This window comes from Achromobacter pestifer (assembly GCF_902859625.1).
GTDB lineage: Bacteria > Pseudomonadota > Gammaproteobacteria > Burkholderiales > Burkholderiaceae_B > Achromobacter > Achromobacter pestifer.
This window is the reverse complement of sequence record NZ_CADIJX010000001.1, coordinates 583,604-602,219: the sequence shown is the minus strand read 5'-3', so window position 1 is coordinate 602,219 and position 18,616 is coordinate 583,604. Positions and strand designations below refer to the sequence as shown.

Genomic DNA, 18,616 nt, shown 5'->3' with positions numbered 1-18,616 from the left:
GGAAATCCGGGTTAATCCAGTCTGACACCTTAATTTAGCGCAATGACTCCGCCTTCTTTATAGCCCCGGCTTCTTCCGCATCGAAGTTGGGTGGCCAGATCGTATTTTCATCATAAATCGCACCTTGCCATGATGCATATTGCGCATTTTTCACTCTAACATCTGCCCCCAACAACCTCGCCCCTTCAAAATTAGCAAAGTTAACATCTAAGTTCTGAAGAACTGCCCCTGTAAAATCCCCATTAGAAAAATCAGCCCCAATCGCAATTGCATTTGTAAAATCTGAACCCCTTGCGATCGCGCCTATGAAATATGCATTCATCAATCGAGCCCCTATTAGTTTCGCACCAGAGAGCTGGGCACCGACAAATCCAACATTTCTCAGCGTGGCATTAGAAAAATCAGCACTCTGCAAATCATGGCCATCAAACATCAACCGATGGAAATTTGCACCTCGAAAATCGGCCTGAACCAAGGAATCCAGTTCTAGCGAAAAAGACTCGCCTGTTTGATATTTAAGAATAATCAATTATTTCCCCAATCTGTCGAATCAACTTCTATTTTCGATATAGGATTTTTCTTATCTTGCAACGAACTTGGCAACACGGACGGAACAGCTTCCACTTCACGGCCCAATATTCTGGCAGCGATGTATCTGTGATTTCCATCGACAATTACATCGCCATCCATTTTAATCGGCGGGGGAACCTCTCCGGCCAGCAAGCGGTCGACATATCGTTGAATCGCCGGCAAGGATACCGCTCCTTGGATCCCCAGAGCGCGATCACCGCGCAAAGCTTCTTCAACGATTTCAGGGGTTACTTGAAAACCCGAGGATACATACGGCGCGCCTGCTCTTTGCCCGTCCCCCTGCTGGAAAATTAAGGTTGGCTGGGTAGGCTCTAGAGTGGGAGTGACCGTCGTAGTCCCGCCCACAGGCCCATTATTCTCCTGCCCCGGCACCGCAATCGGCCCAACCGCATCACCCGGCCAAACCGGAATCTCCGAACCAAACGTCTCCTTCTCGGAAGGCAGGGGTGGCGGCGCCGACACATGCACCACCTCACCAGGCTTACCAGGCAGCGCCGTCTCGCTCCCCACAGCGCTACCCACAAATTCCGACACCCAGTTTCCTACCGCATCGGACGCCGCGGTAATCCCCACCAGTGCAGCGGTTCCCACATAGATCGCGCCGTCCTTCATCTGCACGGCAACGTAGACGGTCTTATCCGACACATACGTCACCGCCCGTTGGCAGCTCGGCGTCGTCGCGCACTTCGCCGCCGCCGCGCCAACAGCTGGTATTGCGAGCTGCCCCCAGTTCTGCGATGTCTCTAGCGCCGCAGCAGTGCCCGCTGTTTCCGCCTCTGCTCCTGCGGCAGTCGCTATGCCTGCCACCAGACTCGTCACCAGATTGCGGCGCGCTTCGACTTGCTCGGGAGTTGAGCCTTCCGGCGAGCCCATCAGGCTATTCAGAATGCTGCCCGCACTCGCGCCCAAGGCGCCCGATGCGCAGGCCGCGCCTTGGCCAGCCGCGCCCGAGCATCCCACTATGCCGTGCAACGCAGCACGTGCCGCCTCGGCCTGAGCCCCCTTACCCAGCATGTCAGCGATCTGCTTCACCTCCGACGCAGCTAGACCTTGCAGATAGTTCACTGCGGCGCCTTGTACGAATGCGCCTGTCGAACCGGTCACGTTTGCTCCAGCCGCCCCGGATACGGCTTGCAACACCAGACCGTACTTGCCACCGGCGCTCCAGTCCTGAGCACGTTCCACGTCGTCCATGAGTGCACTCATGCGTGCGGCGTCGCCGGCGTTGTTTGTCTTAATCGCGTCGGACAGCGCCTTCTCTGCCGCCTGCTTCTCCTTCGCCCGATTCGTCAGAAACTGCCCCATCTGCTTGCTAGCTTCCGACGCAATCTCAAACCCCGCCTCGATCTTCTCCTTGTCAAAGATCGGCTTCAGCGCATCCAACGTATCCGTCGTATCCCGGTTCAACGACGCGATCGTTTCCGCGGCCGTCTTGCCCGTCAGCGCCAGCTGCCCTGCTTCGTCGCGAATGACGATCGTGCCGCCGCTGATGCCGCTTTGGGTGGTCGAACTGCTGTTGCCGCTGGCCGTCACCACCACCGGCATGCCCATGCCGAAGCCGCTGCCGCCTGTCGGGATGGACGAGCCCGCGTCCTTGGTCGCGCCGCCCGCCACCTGGCCGCCCTTGGTGGTGCCCAGGCCCGAGTCACCCGCCTTGGGGTCCCCGCCAAAGCCGAAGCCGCCGCCCACCGACACCTGGCTGCCGCTGTACTTGGCGGTGTTCTTCAGGTCCTCCGTGACCAGCGTGCCGGTCGTCAGCTTGTTCAAGCCGTCGGCCACCGCGCGGTCGCCGCTGGCGATGACGCCGCCGATCAGCGTGGTGTTGTTCTTGACGTCGATCAGGAAGCCGCCGTCGCCTGCCCACAGGCCCGTCTGTTCTGTGACGGACTTGAAGTCGCTGTTCATCTTGCCCGTGCTGGCATTGGCCCAAGCGCTGCTTGAACCGTAGCAGTACGGCGGGATGCACAGGCTTAGCCCGAACCCGGCGTTCTTGTTCTTGGAGTCGTACTTGCTGCTGTCCTGCAAGCTCTCCAGCAACAGATTTCCGCCCGCCGACGCAATGATCTGATCGGCTCGGCCCGCCGCACCTTTAAGCGTGGTGTCGCCGCCAGACTGCATCGCCAGCACGTTGCCCGCCGTGATGTTGCTGTTGGTCCAGCTTTCATCGCGGCCGTTGGCGTTGCCCCGGCCGACCGAGGCGCCCAGTTCAAGGGTGAAGCCGTTCTGCTGGCCACCGGTCGAATAGCCGATGCCGATGCTGGCGCTGCTGCTCTTGCTGTCCGTCTTCTGCTCGAACGCATTGCGCGCCGCTTGCAGCACGATGTCGCCTTCGGCCTTGAGCACCACGTTGTTGCCCGCAGATAGGTTCGACCCCGTGACGGTGATGTCCGAGTCCTTGCCCGCCCCTTGCGCGACGATAGTCAGGTCTTTGCCGGCCGCAACCGTCGAGCCGGAGGCGCTGGACGAACTACGGTCGGTCGTGCTGCTGCTTTTGCTGGTGCCCAGGCTGAGCTTGATGCTGACGCCGCCCGCTTTGTCGACTGCGCTAGCGTCCTTGACGTTGCCCGCCACCTGAACCGCGTCATAGGCATTGGCGGCTGCCAAGGCAGTCGTGGCGCCTGCCAGGCCCTTCATGACGGCGTTGTCCGTCCTGCCCGCAGCGTCAGCCATCCGAGCACCGGTCTGCACCGCGCTGACCATGGGATTGCTGGCGGTAAGCGTCACCCCCGTCTGCTTGATCTCGTGGAATTCCTTCTGTTGCGTGGTATCCAACACCGCGCCGATGTTGACTTCCTTGCCGATCAGCGTGATGTCGCCTTGCCGCGCGATGACGTTGCTGCCCATGATGTTCAGGGCATTGCCGGCGTTGATCAGCACATCGCCTTCGACGCTGCCGACGGTGCTGGCGTTGTGGTAGACCTTCTTGCTATCCAGCGAATCCGTCTGTTGGCTGGTGCCATAGCTGAAGCCGCCCATCGCCCCAAAGCCCGACTTCTTGACCATTTTGTAGTCATAGCCGTCCTCGGCGTTCTGGCCGGCCAGGATGTTGACCTCGCGGTCGGCCGACATCACCAAGTCCTTCTGCGCGCCGACGTTCGAGCCCGCCACGGTCAGGTCGCGTCCGGCCATCAGCACGGCAGTGTCGCCGGTGAAGGTCGTCGCCAAGGACTGCTCCCAATCGAGGGCCGTCTTGGTGTGGGTGGTCTTGGACGAAAGGAAGCCCGTGGTCTTGTAGCGGACCTCGTCGTAAGCCGATCCGGTTTCTGCGCCAGCGATCAGTTTGATGTCGCGCCCGGCTCCCACGGCGAGCTGCTTGCCAGCGGTGACGTCGGCCGCACGCGCAGTGACGTCCTGGCCCGCGATCATCGTGAGGTTGCCGCCCGCGGCGAGGGCCGAGCCGATCTCCGTGCTGGTGCTCAAGTCGTGGCGGTTCTTGGCGTTCAAGACCAGGGATTCGCCGTGGCTTTCGGTAAGCGTCTCCAAAGCGATGTCGCGGCCTGCCTGTAGGCGCGCATCGTCGCGGGCGGAGACCTGCGCGGCAGTCAGGGTGATATCGCGCCCGGCCTGCATGCTGAGGTTGCCGGCATCCACGCGGGCTACGCCGCTGATGTGCGAGCCCCAGGTGCTGCCGAAGTCCTCTGAGGCCGCGGTCGACGTAAGGGCGATGTCTCGTCCCGCCTTCAAGGCAACGTTGTCGCCCTTGATCAGCGAGACCAGGTTGGTCAGGTCTTCGCGCGCTGCAAGGTCGACGGTGGATCCCTGGATCAGGCCGCCGGCCTGGTTGACGATGTTGCCCGCCGTCATGACGGTGGCGTCGCGCGAGCCGATGGTGCCGCTGTTGACGATGTCGCCTTCGGCCGCCAGTTTGACGTCCCCGCCGGCCATGAGCGTGCCATCGCCCTTGAGGTCGCCGTCGCGGACCAGCAGGTAGACCTGGGGCACGAGCACGCTTTCGGTGGTGCCGTCGGGCAACGTGACGCTCTGCTCCACCAGCCAGACCAGGTCGGTCGCCAGGTGGCGCTGCTGCTCCTCGGTCAGAGCGACGCCAAGCTGGATGCCGTTGTCGCGGGCAAATTGCGCGCCGGCGGCGAGCAGGGTCTTGTACTGGCTGTCGTTGTCTGAGTAGTTGTCGAGGAAGCGCTGGCCGGTGGTGGCCAGGATTTGATCAGACACCAGCTTTTGCTCGTAGAAGCCGTCGCCCAGGCGCTTGGGCTGGCCAGAAGGCGTCAGGAACTTGGCGCCCGGGGGAACCAGGGAGTCCCAGCTGCCCAGGCGCGCGCCCGACAGGTTATTGCCGCCGGCGACGGCGGCTGCGCCGTCAGTCGAGAGTGCGCCACCCGCGCCCAGCGTGGCGCCGGTCGGGCCGGATGCGCCCTGTACGTCCAGACGCTGGCCGTCCAGGCTGCCGCTGACGCCGACCATGGCGCCGCCCTGGCCCGCACCCGAGACCGAGCCGGCGCCCGCGCCGACGTTGACGGGTCCGGCGCCAACCTGACCGTCCTGGCGCAGGCCGTCAAGGCCGCCGCCAGAACCGGCGCCGCCGCCGATGATGGTGCCCGGCAGCGCGCCGGGCTGGGTCAACAGGTCGAGCAAGTAATCGCTGGAGACGGTGGGCCGCTGCCCGACGAAACGCGGATCGGTGGCGACGATGTAGGGCGCATCCGGCCGGCCGTTGACGGTGTAGAGCTGACTGTCCGGAATGCCGGCCGGGTTGGAGACGGTGCGCACCACCGTTCCGCCGGGCAGGTCGACGCTGGCGACCAGCACCGGCCCGGGTCCGCTTCCCCCGTTGCTGGCGCCAGGCGCGGAACCGTCGAGCTTGACTGTGACGTATCCCTCAGACGTGCCGACCGGAAGCTCGATGGGCTGGCCGGCCAGGGTGGCGTTGTACGCACTGGCGTATTCCTTGCGGTCTCTCGAGCGCGCCTGGGTCACCGTGGCGGTGCCGACTCGCGTGACGGTGCGTTCGCCGCCCGCGCCAATGTTGTTGATGGCGGGACCGGCCACGATGAGCGCGCCGCCTGCGGCGATCTGGCTCTTGTCGTTGGTGACCGAGCCGGTGAGCGTCATGGCTCCGCCCGACAGGATCTTGCCGGGGTCGGAAGAAACGGTACGGGTCTCGGTGACGGTCTCCTGCACGCGGTAATAGGTGAACGTGCCGACCAGGCGATTGCTGAAGTCGGCGTTGAAAGCGCGAATGCGCGCGTCCAGCAGGTCGTGTCGGCTCTCGTCTCGCGCGATCGCTGCGTCGCGTTCCGGCGTGGACACCATTTCGCACTGCACGCCTCGGCACGACTCGACCATCGGCGGAATATTGCCCTCGGGCGGTGGCACGCCGAATACCGACCAGATCTTGTCTCCCGGCGCATAGCGCGTCTTCCCGACACAATTCTCGGTATTGACGCCGCTTGCCAGGCATTCACGCAGATTCGCGATGCGCGCCGGAGCAATCGGTGCATCCTTCCCCGCCTTCCCTTTGTAGGAAGGCGCGTAGTCAAACGGGGGGCCGTACTGCGACGCCGGATACGTGGCCGACGGCAGCAGGAACATGCGCTCCGGATCGTCGTCCAGCCAGGCCGGATCCTTGCTGCACATGGGCGTCACTTCATCGCACAGCCAGTTCGTTTCGGCGTCATACATATCGGTGGTGCCCGCTGGCGTGAAGTACACCTTGGGTGTGGACGACACCTGCACCGTTTCGCTGACATAGCGATCGTTCTGGTTGCGGATGGACGCCGCCGAGATGTTGGCGTTGCCGGCAGCCTCGATAGTGGCCGAGGCGTTCAGCAGGGAAACTGCCTGGCCCGTGGCACGGCCGGCGGCATCCAGCGCGCCGCCGATGCGCAGGTCAGCGCCCGTGTAGACCAGCGCGTGATCGCGGTTGACCAGCGAGCCCACGCCCAGGTCCATGCTGCCGCGCGAGGCGATGACGGCGCCGCCGCCCGCGCCCGCGCCGTTGACCAGCGAGCCTGCCTGGATCGCGACGGCATCGCCATAAATGCGGCCCGTATTGTCCAGGCTGCCTGCGGTGATGCGGGTCGAGGCGCCGTCGATCAGCCCAGCGTTGTTCAGGCCCTGCGCCACCTTGATGGTGTTCACGCCGCCGGCCAGCAACGCTCCGGAAGCCTGGTTGTTCAGCGAATCCGCCAAGATGCTCAGGTCGCGGGCGGCGGTGATCTTGGCGCGGTTGTCCATCGCGCCGCCTACCGACAGATTCAAATCGCGGCCGCTGGCGATGTCGCCTTCCTGGTTCAAGGATCCGGCGTATTGGAACGACAGGTCGCCCGCCGATTGCAGCGTGCCCAGCCCCTGGAGCACCTGTGTAATGACCGTCAGGTTCTTGCCCGCCTGCACCTTGCCCTGTGCGTTCTTGAGCGTGTCGGCGATGATGCTGGCGTTGCCCTGCGAGGCGACTTCGCCGCCTGTGTTGTCCAATTCCTTGGCGGTCAGGGTAAGGTCCTCGATTGCCTCGATGGAGCCCGCCTGGTTGTTGACGCGGTCCGCCACGATGGAGACCACCTTGCCCAGCACCCCCTTGGGCGGCGCGTCCGTGGCGCCCAGCGTACCGCTGTTGTCCAGGCTGGCCGCGTTCAGGGTCAGCGCGTTGTCTGCCTGGATCAGGCCGCCGCGGTTATCGATTGCGCCGGAGGCGGTAACGGTGAGATCTCGGGCGGCCAGCGTGCCGTCGCGGTTGACGATGCTTGCGGCTCCAATGTGCGCGTCACCGGCTGCGGCAATCAGCCCGCCGGTGCTGTCGAGTTGCCCGCCCAGCTTGATCGCGGCGTCGCCCGTCGCGGTCAGCTTGCCGCCCTGGTTACGCAGATGGGCGCCGGTGATGTCCAGGGTTGCCCCCTGCACGACGGCATTGCTGGTGTCTATGTTGCCCGGTGTCGCCAGGGCAAGCTTGCCGACCGCGGACAGTTTTCCGCCCGCCAAATCCAGCCCGCCCGCGGACAAGGTCACATCCTTGCCGGCCAGGCTGGTGCCGCGATGGACGATGGATCCGGCCGTCAGCGCAATGCTGCCCGGCAGACTGAGCGAGCCATCGGCGCTCACGCCAGCGACGAAACGGCCGGCGTTGGAGAGTTGCCCCAACGTGGTGGCTACCAGATCGCCGCCCGCCAATACCGACCCCGTGTTGTCCAGCATGGATCCGGCCGACAGGCGGGCACCCGTGCCCGCCGAAGCGACGCCGGCGTTGCTCAGCGCGCCGCCGGCGCTCAATTCCAGCGCCGCACCCGCCTGCAAGCGGGCGTCCTCCAGGACAGAGAGCTTGCCGCCGGCGTTGACGATGAGGTCGCCTGCTTGCGTAGCGGCAATCCCGCCCAACGTTGCGTCCGTGCCTGCCCGCAGCGTCATGCTTTGTTCCGCCGCCGCCGCGCCGAAGGCGCTCAACGCGCCACTCGCTTGCGCGGTCAGCGATCCTCCCGCCTGGAGGCGCGAATCCGCCCCCAGCGAGAGATCGCCGCCCTGCGCGTGCAAGGACAGGTCGCCCTGCAAGGCGGCGACCGTGCCGTCCACCGTCATGCGGTCGCCCGCAGTTAGCGATTGCGCGCCGCCCGCCAGCAGGCGTCCGGCGGCTTGCAGCGAATCTTGGGCGGTGGCGATCAGATTGCGACCGGCCTGCGCCAGACCGGTGGCGCCGACCGCGATGTCACGGCCCGTCAACGTCAGGTCCGCGTCGGTGGCGGCGGTGCCGTCCACGCGAGTATCGCGCGCGGCGGCCAGCGCCATGTCACCCACCGAGCTCAGGGCGCCCGCCGCGTACAGGTCGCGGTCAGCGCGGGCAGTCAACGTACCCGCGGCCTGGACCTGGCCATTTTGCTTCGCGATCAGGTCGCGTCCGGCCGTGATCGTGGCATTTCCCGCCACGCTCTCGCCCAACGCGGCCACGACGCCACCCAAGTGGGCGTCGCCGGTTGCGGTAAGCGTCAGGCCGCCGCCGGCGGCAATGACGCCGTCGGCGTCCAGGTGTGCGCCTGCGCTGGCGCTCAGGTCTCCCGAGGCCTGCATTCTGCCGGCCGTGCCAACGCGCAGGTTCTCGCCTGCATTGGCAGTCAGGCCGCCTTCGAGCGCGGTAGCGATGCCGTCGATGCGAATATCGCGCAAGGCGCCCAGGACGATGGGCGAGCCCGCGGTCGCCGTGCCCATGATGAACAGGTCGCGGCCCGCCTGAGCTTGCAGCGCGCCGCCGCCCCCCGCCCCCGCTGCGGTGCCCGCCGTGCCGGCGATGCGCATGTCCTGGCCTGCGTTCAGCAGCAGCCCGCCGCTGCCCTGGGCCAGGCCCGCCTGGCCGATGGTCAGATTGCCGCCCGCATCGGCGCTGAGACTGTCATTGGCCACTGTCTTGCCGTTCAGCTCAGCGTCCGTGCCGGCCTTCAGAACGATGTCTTGCTGGCCGGAGATCGTGCCGTTCGCCAGCAGCTTGCCGCCAGCTTGCGCCTGCAGCAACCCGCCCGCTTGCAGCGCGCTTTGGCTGCCCAGCGTGATGGCGCCGCCGCTGCTGGCCTTGAGCGCTCCCGCATCGGCCAGAACCGTGCCATCCACCGACAGCTCCTTGTCGATTTGCAGTGTCGCGGATTGCCCCGCCACCAGCATGCCGGCCAGCGTCGCGCTGTCGACCCGCACGTCGACCGAGCCATCGGCCTGCTGGCGCGAATCCGCCGCGGTAGCCAGCGCACCGCCGGACAGGATCGTCAGTTTGCCCGCGGCCAGACTCTGACCAGCAAGGCTGAGGTCGGAGACCGCGTCCAGTATCACGTCCGCCAGCGAGGAAACCGTGCCCGCCGCCGACAGCGTGCCGCCTGCGCGCGCTTGCAGCACGCCGCCCGCCAGCGCCCGGCTACCGGCCGACAGTGCCATGTCCAGGCCCGTGATCAGATCGAGCGTACCGTTGGCCGACGCGGCCGTGCCGGACAGATCCATCCGGCCGCCAGCTTCCAGGCGCGCGCCCTTGTCGCCGCGCACGGCCCCGGCCAGTTCCAGATTGCCCGCAGCCGCCAATCGCGCCTGCTCCGAGGCATCGAGCTGCGCCGCTGCGCCGAGGAGCATGTTGCCCCCTGCACTGAAATCCAGCGCGCCGTCGGCGCCCAGTCTTCCGTCCACGCGGACGTCGCGCACCACGCGCAACTCCGCATCGGCGGAGGACACAAGGATGCCGTCCAACGCCAGATCGCGGCCGGCTTCGGCCTGCACGCCCTTGCCTTGCAACTGACTGGCGGCGCCCAGCCGCATATCGTTGCCGCTCTTCAGGTTCAGCGCACTGCCATAGGCGAGCGCATTGCCGTCCACGCGCAGGTCGCGCGCGGCGTCCAGCGCCATGCCGCCTTCGGCCAGCGCAGTGCCTGCAAGGTTCAGGTCCTGCCCCGCCCGCAGCGTCATCGCCGCGTCGGATTGAAGGTGCGAACCGGCCGCGGCCGTCAACGTCTGGCCCGCGGTCATGTCCAGGCCGCGCACCGCGTAGATCTGTCCCGCCAAGGTCGCGGTACGCGCGGCCTGCATGGTCAAGGCATCCAGCGAACTGAGCGCGCCCGCCACGCGCAGGTCGCCAAGCGTCGACACATTGACCGGCCCCTTTGCCGCCACCCGCGCAAGTTCGCTCATCGACAGGTGGCCTCCGGCGTCCAGACTCAGGCGGCCGTCGTTGGCGGCAAGCGCGCCATCGACGGACAGCTTGCCTGCGGCGGTCATGGCCATGTCGCCGTTGCCGCGCCATGCACCGGCCAGCGTCATATCATTGCCGGCCCGGGCCTGCGACGCCCCTTCGGCATCCCATTGCGCGGTCGTGCCCATGGCGAGATCGCGCCCGGCGAGCAACGACAGGTTGCCAGTGGCCGCGGCCTTGCTATCGACGCGCGCGTCGCGTCCCGCGGTCAACAGGATGTCGCCGCGCGACGCCATCGCGCCGTCCGCCAGCAAATCGCCGGTGGCGCGCGCCGTCACGCCATTGCCCTGCGTGCGGCTGGCGTTGCCCAAGCGCAGGTCGTTGCCTGCATCCATCGTCAGCAGGCCGCCATAGGCCAGCGCCGCACCATCCGCGTGCAGATCGCGCGCGGCCTCCAGCGTCAGGCCCTTATTGGTTTCGGCCTTGCCGGCAAGGATCAGGTCCTGACCGGCACGCAAGGCCATGTCATCCTCGGATTGCAGGCGCGAGTCGGCGCCCGCCAGCAACTGTCCCATTGCTTCCAGCAGCAGCGGCCCGTCGGCCAGCAGCTTGCCCGTGACCGTGGCGTCCGTTCCCGCTCGAGCCGTCAATCCGGCCAGCGACGACGCCGTGCCCGCCACGCTCAGCGCGCCCTTTGCGATCATGGACAACGGCCCGCCCGCCTGCGCGCTGCCGCCCACCGCCATGTCGCCCTCAGCGGCCAGGGTCAACGCGCCTTGGGACGCGCCGGCCGTGCCGCTGATATCCAGCGCGCCTCCGGCGCGTACATCGGTGCCCTGGTTACTCAGCAGGCTGCCCGACAAGGCCACGTCGCCCCCGGCCAGCAGGCTGGCCCCCCTCGTCGTTTCGACCTGGCCCGTGAGCTTCGCCTTGTCCTGCGCACGCAGCGTCAAGTCGCCATCGACGCTGAGCCTGGCGCCGAACATCGCGTCGCGGCCGGCGGTCAGGGTGGCCGATCCTACCGACACCATCTCGCCGCCGGCGATGAGGTCCCGCGTCGCCAGGGCGGCAACACCCTTGCCCTGCGTCTTGCTGGCATCGCCCAGCAGCAGATCGCTGCCGGCGTTCATTGCCAATCCGCCGCCGTAGGCCAGCGCGCTGCCGTCCACGCGCAATCCGCGCACCGCGTCGATCGCGATGCCGCCGTCACTCAAGGCCGTGCCCGCCAAGCTGGCGTCCTGACCCGCGATCAACGTCATGTTCTTGGACGATTGCAGTTGCGCGGCTTGGCCTGTCTGCAAATTCGTGCCTGCATGCAGCAACAAGGTATCGCCGGAGAGAAGTTGTCCGCCCACCTTTGCGCCGCCCGCCGATACCAGGGTCAACGCCCCCTGGCTGGCCAGTTCGCCGTCCACCGTCAAGGCGCCACCGCTTTCGCCGCGCAACGCGCCGCCTGCCTGCGCCTTGCCCTGGCTGCCCACCGTCAGGCCACTTCCTGCCAGCAGATTGATCCCGCCCGAAACCGCCGAGGTTTCGCCGTCCAGCCGCAAGGCGCCGGCGGCTTCGATGCGGTTTCCGTTGTTGCTGCGCACGGTGCCCACCACCGCCGCATCCTGCCCCGCCTTGAGTTCCGCTTTGCCTTCGGCGTCCAGTTGGGCGCCCTGCGCAACGGCCAGATTGCGGCCGCTTTCGAGTGTCACGTCATTCGTGGCCGCGGCTTTGCCGCCCAGGCTGGCATCGCGGCCGGCGTTCAGCGCGATATCACCACGCGCGGTCATTGCGCCATCCGCCTGTAGATCGCCACCGGCACGCGCCGCCACGCCTTCGCCCTGCGCACGGCTGGCGCTGCCCAGCTGCAAACCGTTACCTGCGTTCAGAGACAACTCGCCGCCATAGGCCAAGGCGGCGCCGTCCACGCGCAGGTCACGGCCCGCGTCCACGTTCAGGCCCGCATTGGTTTCCGCCATGCCTGCCAGGGCCAGGTCGTTCCCAGCGCGCACTTGCATCGCACCTTCCGATTGCAGGCGCGAGTCCGCGCCCGCCGCCACCCGCCCTATTGCGTCCAGCAGCAACGGGCCGCCGGCCAGCAGCTTGCCGTTGACGGTGGCATCGCCCGCGGCCTGGGCCGTCAGCCCGGCCAGGGATGACACGGTACCGGCCACGTTCAACGCGCCCCTCGTGCTGAGCGTCACCGCGCCGCCTGCCTGCGCGCTGCCGCCCACGGTCAGGTCGCCGTCCGACGCCAGGATCAACGCCCCTTGGGCCGCGCCGGCCGTGCCGCTGACGACGAGCGGCCCGCCCGCGCGCAGCTCCACGCCCTGATTGCCGCTCATGCTGCCCGTCAGCGTGGCGCCGTCACCTCCTTGCAGCCGCGCGCGGCCTAGCGATTCCAGCTGTCCGGTCACCGCTGCGGCACCTTGCGCACGCACATCCATATCGCCGCGCGCCAGCACTCGCGCACCTACCGCGGCATCGCGTCCCGCCTTGAGTTCTACCGCGCTCTCGGACACCAGTTCGCCGCCGGCCCGCAGATCGCGCGCCGCGTCCAGTCCGACGCGCGTGCCCTGCGCCTTGCTGGAATCGCCCAGGCGCAAATCGCCCCCGCTCTTCAGGTTAAGCGCGCCGCCATAGGCCAGCGCGCTACCGTCCAGGCGTAAGTCTCGGGAGGCCTCGATGGCCAGCGCACCATCCGTCAAGGCCGCTCCGGCCAGCGCGACGGCCTCGCCCGCCCGTATCGTCATGCCGCGTGCCGACTGCAACTGCCCCCCGGCATCGGACACGACATTCGCGCCAGCCTGCGCCTGGAACGTGCCGGACGCGTATACCTGATTCGGCAACACCAGGTCATGACCCGCCTGCAACGTGACGCCTTCCTTTGCGGACACGATGCCTGCCGCCATGGATGCGCCGCCGCCCTGCCCACCGGGCGTGACGGGATCCGGCGTTTTACCGGATTCACTGCCAGTGTTTCCCGTCCCCGCGCCGAAACCCGTACCCGTGCCGGAGCCGTTTCCGCCGGCATTGCCGCCGGTCCCGCCCTGGCCCGGCTGCGGCGCGACCGCCTGGCCCGCCACCTTCAGGTTGCGGCCAGAGGTCGCGCTCACATTCTGATCGGTGGTCAGCAAATTGCCCGACAGCGACAGATCCTTGCCGGCCGCCATGCGCAAGGCGCCTTGCGTCCGCAGGCTGCCCTGCGTGCCGACGACGGCGTCACCGCCGGCCGCCACGCTCAAGGCCCCGCCCGCCGCGACGGCGCCCTGGACCGAGACGTTGCGCACTGCGGCGAGCGCGGCGGTTCCGCCGGCCTGCGCCGCGCCCTGCACGGCCAGATCACGGCCGCTGTCCACGCGCAGATTGCCCGCCGCCTGCACGGTGGCGCGCGGGGCGATGCGGACATCGCCTGCGGCGTTTACCTGTAGGTCGCCGGTCAGGGCGACCAGATTGCCGCCGATGTTCACGCCCACCCCGGCCTCAGTGCCGATCAGGCGCACGCTGTTGGCGTACATGCCGCCCAGCGCCGCGCTATCCAGGGCGACCTCGGGCACCGCGCCGTCGCCCACCTGAGCGGAAACGGCGCCGGATGCGTAATCCACCCGGGCCGCGCCCGCGCTCACGTTGAGCCGGTCGGCCCAGACGTCTGCATTGATTTCCAGCGTGCGCGCCAGCAGGTCCACCTGGCTCAGGTTGGTGCCGTTCAGCCCCGCGCCTTCGACGCGGATCTTGCCGGAGGCGATGTCGAAACCGATGCCGCCGTCGGCGCCGACCTGCGGCTTGCCCGTGGTCAAGGTGGCGCGATCGGCGTTGAGAAAGCCGCAGCCATTGCAGGTGATGCCCGCGGGATTGGCGACGATCACGTTGGCCCGGTTGCCGGCCACTTCCAGGATGCCGAGCAATTGGGACGGATTGGGCGCGGTGACCTGGTTCAGGATGGTGCTGGCGCGCTGATTGCCCAGCATGGGGTTGCCGCCCACCTGGCCCGCCAGTTGCGTCTGGCTGGCGCCGCCGCTGTTGTTGAGCACGGCGCCCGACGGACCAACGTTGAATTGCGTGTAACGGTTGTTGGATACGCCGCCGGCCGAAGGCGGCGCGATGTTGATGACGGGTACGCCATTGTTGACGCCCACCGAAGGCTTGGCGCCAGGCACGCTCTTGTCCACCGAGATCGGCAAGGTCTGCGCCAACACCGGCGACCAGATCTGCGCGAAGACAACGGACCAGACAATCAGAGAGCGTAGTTTGAACATCATGCGCATCCGGTGGAAATGAGATCAGAACTCGAACATCAGGACTGCCGCGAACACGGTCGAGGCGGTCTTCAGGGATTCAGGCTTTTTCAAGGGCCAGCCAGCTGACAGGTCGTAGCTGGCATTGACATAGGGCAGGCCGACCCGCCCGCGCAGCCCGGCGACGGCGCCGACCAGCGTGCGACCGGACAGCGACGCGGCAGACGGACCGCCCACGCGGCCTGCGTCCAAGCCCGCGTACAACTGATGGCCTGGCACATGCAAGAGCTTGTCCAGGCCTAGCGACAAGTCATTGCGAAGCGTCCAGCCGTCCTCGGCAGCCAACGTCAACTGCCCGTCAAAACCCCGTACCGCGTAACGATTGCCGATGGTGAAGTAATCGGACGGCACAATCGGGGTCTTGGCATGCTGGATCTGCCAGTTCACCAGGTAAGCCCAGGGCTGGTCCGCCAGTTCGAACGGCAGATGCAGGCCTGCATTCGCCGAGAGAATCGTGCTGCGGCCGTTCCAGTCCGGATCACCGTAGACATAGCCAGGCCTGTCCGACAGCCCCGCCAGTGTGCCGCGCACGCCCCCACCCACGTCCAGCACTGCCCGGCCCAGATAGTGGCGGTGTCCCAGGTTGAACTCGTAGCCCGTGACGTCGCGCCGCTGCACGTCGATGTCTACGTCGTTAAGCGTGCTGGTGGTGCGCTTGCGCAGCAGCGTCAAGGACGACGTGCCCTTGTAGGAGGGGCCGCGATAGGGCACGACGGAAACGCCCGCCTGCACTTGCTTGGTGGTGCCGCCGTAGATGATGGGTTCATCGAAGCCCGCCACGGTCTGCCGGTAGCTTGACTTGCTGGCGCCCGCGAAGAACGCCCAATAGCCGAAGGGAATGCTGTAGTTCAGGGACGCCGCACGGGTGTTTGAATTTGAGTCGCGCCACCGCGCATTGCTGTTCCAGGACACCGACAATTGGTCATATAGGAACAACGGTGAATCCAGTGTCAGCCCGGCATTGACCTGATATTTGCCGATGGCATCCATGCCACCGTTGTCGCCGCCAACATAACCGTGCCAGCGCTTGCCGGAGCCAGGACGGATGACAATGTCCGAATCGCCCAGTTCGGGGCCGGGCGCCACGTCTATCGTCGCGTCTGCCTGACCGCCCAGCCGGCGAATATTCTCCAACGCCTGATCCAGATCGCGCTGGTTCAGTTCGCCGCCCGGGCCCGTCGGCACCGCCGTACGCCACCAGCCAACGGTGTTTTCGCCTTTGACGCCGGATATGCGTCCCGACACATAGCGCAGCGTCAGCCTGCCCTCCGCCAACGATTGTTCGGGCACCAGCACACGAGCGGTCACCCTGCCGCTGTCGATCAATTCACCGGTCAGGTATTCCTGCAATGTCCGCAAGCCTTGGCCGCCCACGCAGTGATCCACCACCGCGCGGCTAGCTTGCAACACGAATGCGGGCGGCTGCGCGCCGTCCCAAACCAGTTGCTTGATGACGAAGCAGGGAGTCTCAGCCGGAAATTGCAGGGCTTTTGCGGCAGGCTGGCCTTCGGGCGTCAGGACGTCGGGGCGTTCAGCGGCCCGCTGGCGTTGTGCATCGATTTCAAGTTCCTGCCGGCGCTGGATTTCGGCGGCGCGGCCGCCATCGGGCAGCGGCTGAGCAAAAACGGCTGCCGAAGAACCGATCACGGCGACTGCGGCCAGCCCTCTCCCTCGCCCGAACCAAGCAACTCCCATACGTATGTCTCACTACAGAATCGCGCTGTTTTGTCTTTATTAGATATTTTTAGTTACTTGCTCTGCCGCAGCAGGGCGAAATGCGTCTACTTGTGCCGTTCTACAGCGGAATCTTCGTCGCTAAAGTTAGAAGAACTTGGGCGGAAAAGAAATCAGACGAATCTGAATCTAGTGTCCTGTCCCTCTCAATCCACCGACGGCAAACTCATATGCCTGGCGACGGCGTTGGCATCGCCCTCTCCCTGCGGGTAGTTGCCTAAACCTTGGGTTATGGCAAGCGTCCCAGCATAGGTTTGCTCTCGCTCCGCTACTGCCAAGTGCTGGCCTAGCTCGCCCCCCCCAAAACGCTGTGCTGATCGCGGCTGCGAGAATCTCCGCAATCCCTGGAGTGACGGCAATAGGTTGAGCGGGTAGGAGTTGGTGACTGCCTTTAGGTCCTTAGCGATGGGGACTCGGAACCAAAGAATTCCGTTGATTTTGCTAAGACCGGGGTACGGGAATGGGGGCGGAGGACGTCATGCGGGCAGTTCCCCTGGACGATCGACATAGTCCACTGACAGGTCTGTAGATACGTTCCCCTACGAACGGGCGAGCTCATACAGGAAGCCCCCCCAATCGAGAGCTTTATCCGACATCCTCGGAGAGTTGAATCATGCCGCCGAAAGTCGTCGGCATGCCGCCCTGGATCTACTCGGCGCCGACCGTGGTCGCGGGTGGTGCGGAGGATCCTTTTTCCACGCTTTCCTTGGCCAGCGTCATCAGATGCCGGGTCAGTTCCGCCATCTGGGCATCTTTTTGATTCAGTTGCGCCAGCAGCGCCGTCGATTGCGTGTCGGCAGCAGCCAGGCGAGTTTCCAATGTGGCCTGGCGTTGCTGCGCTGCCCTCAATGCATCACTTGCCGTGCGTTCAGCGATGAAGTGCCGTTGCTGGGCGGCGGCGGCCTCGGCGCGCAGCGCCTGGGCGCCCTGTTCCGCTGCTCGCGCACCCTCCTGCGCGTCGGTCAGCGCCGCTTGCAGTTGGCTCACTTGCCGCTGCGTGGCGGCTTGAGCCTCGTCCAGGCGTGCCTGTAGTTTCTTGGCCACGCCACGTTCGCTGTCCAGCTCGGTCATCCAGCGCCGTTCGTGCGAGGTGTGGCGCGCTTCGATGGCTTCCATTGCCTGGGCATGCGCGCCGCGCGCTTTCTCGGCTTCCGTCAGCAGTGTTTGAACGGCGCCGCGTGCGTCTTCCAGCTGTTGCTGATGGCGCTTGATCTGGTCATCCCGCTGGCGCACCTGCTGTTCCGCCGCCCGCAGGCGGTCTTCAGTGGTGGCCAACTGGGCAGTCACGACCTTCAGGCCCTCTTGCAAATCATGTTCGCGATTGGCCAGCTGGATTTCGCGTTGCTGGAACTGTTCGGCATCGGCGGCCAACCGTTCGCCAGCTTCCGCCAGCTCTTCCCAGCGTTTGCGGTACGTCTCGGCCTGCTCGGCGCGCGCTTCGGCCAGTGCGGTCTCCCAGAAATGGCTGGCAGCCTGGCTGACCGGATCGGGAATCGCCGGCGCGGCGGCGAAAGCGCCGGGATCCTTGATCCGCGCGCCCAATGCCCGGAACCACGTCTCTAGATGCGGACTGACCGTATTGGGCGAACCCCGCCCGATTTTTTGCCGCACCCGCTCAATGGTTGGGCGGGCGCCTTCCAAAAGCAGTGCATCGGCAGCGGTCCAGACGTCGGTTTCGGTAATTCCTGTGGCCATGGCCCACGCTCCACGATTCTCGGGTGATGTGATGCTTAATTAGTCACGATAATGGAACCTTATCGTGACTAATTCGTTTTATCTGTTAGATATCATACAGCATACATATGTTTTATGTAATTTCTAATAAAACACACATCATCGAGGCGTAAAACCGGGTGTCCGCGCGAAAAACGGCCCAGAACAGGTGGGCCGATCTTTGCGGAGGGCTTGACCTTCCCCCCAGGTGAGGCACGACGCTCCAGATTGGATTCAACGGCCAAGGAGCCCATATGAACGACCCTATTCACGCCCGGCACGCCGAGGCAACCCCGCCGCGAACGGCGGCCCCTGGCAACGAACCGCAGTGGGGACTCGAAGAGACCGCCGCACGCGCGGATGTCTCTGAACGGTTGCTGCGCCACTGCGAGGCGCGCGGCCTGCTGGCGGGCGCCAGACGCGCCAACGCAGCTGGCCGCCGCTATACGCAGGAAGACGTCCACATCCTGCGTTTCGTCAGGCAAACACACGTCCTGGGTTTTGGCATGAACGAGACTGCCCAGTTGCTATCCCTGTGGCGGGGCGGCCAAGCGCCACGGCAGGTTCTGACGCGATTGGCGCAGGCGCTGCCAGGCGAGCATCAACCCCCATGCCCCATCCTGGAGGCCCTAATGGAAGCGGGACGGCGGCGCCCTTCACGCGCTGGCCCTTTGCCATAAAATGAGGCCGC

At 65.9% G+C, this 18,616-nt stretch carries 5 protein-coding genes; 1 reads left to right on the top strand and 4 read right to left on the bottom strand.

What is annotated here, in order from left to right; translation table 11 throughout:
• Positions 1–34: 34 nt before the first annotated feature.
• The 4 genes from HV753_RS02680 to HV753_RS02665 all read right to left on the bottom strand — a co-directional run bounded on the left by HV753_RS02680 (position 35) and on the right by HV753_RS02665 (position 17,907).
• Positions 35–529 (bottom strand): pentapeptide repeat-containing protein, encoded by a 495-nt coding sequence (locus HV753_RS02680; RefSeq protein ID WP_175172872.1) that lies wholly within the window; start codon positions 527–529, stop codon positions 35–37.
• On the bottom strand, positions 526–14,442 hold the full coding sequence (locus tag HV753_RS31280) for a hemagglutinin repeat-containing protein (RefSeq protein ID WP_175172871.1): 13,917 nt from the start codon (positions 14,440–14,442) through the stop codon (positions 526–528). The genes HV753_RS02680 and HV753_RS31280 overlap by 4 nt, the downstream gene beginning before the upstream one ends.
• A 21-nt stretch (positions 14,443–14,463) precedes the next feature.
• Positions 14,464–16,125: a ShlB/FhaC/HecB family hemolysin secretion/activation protein gene (locus tag HV753_RS02670; protein ID WP_246288128.1), complete on the bottom strand. Its 1,662-nt coding sequence runs from the start codon at positions 16,123–16,125 to the stop codon at positions 14,464–14,466.
• Positions 16,126–16,860: 735 nt separating this feature from the next.
• Complete coding sequence (locus HV753_RS02665) at positions 16,861–17,907, bottom strand: DNA-binding protein (protein WP_175172869.1); 1,047 nt, start codon at positions 17,905–17,907, stop codon at positions 16,861–16,863.
• Positions 17,908–18,179: 272 nt separating this feature from the next.
• On the opposite strand from HV753_RS02665, the gene HV753_RS02660 reads away from it, so the two are divergent.
• Positions 18,180–18,605, top strand: coding sequence for a MerR family transcriptional regulator (locus tag HV753_RS02660; RefSeq protein ID WP_175172868.1), 426 nt, complete (start codon positions 18,180–18,182; stop codon positions 18,603–18,605).
• The last annotated feature ends 11 nt before the right edge of the window (positions 18,606–18,616 follow it).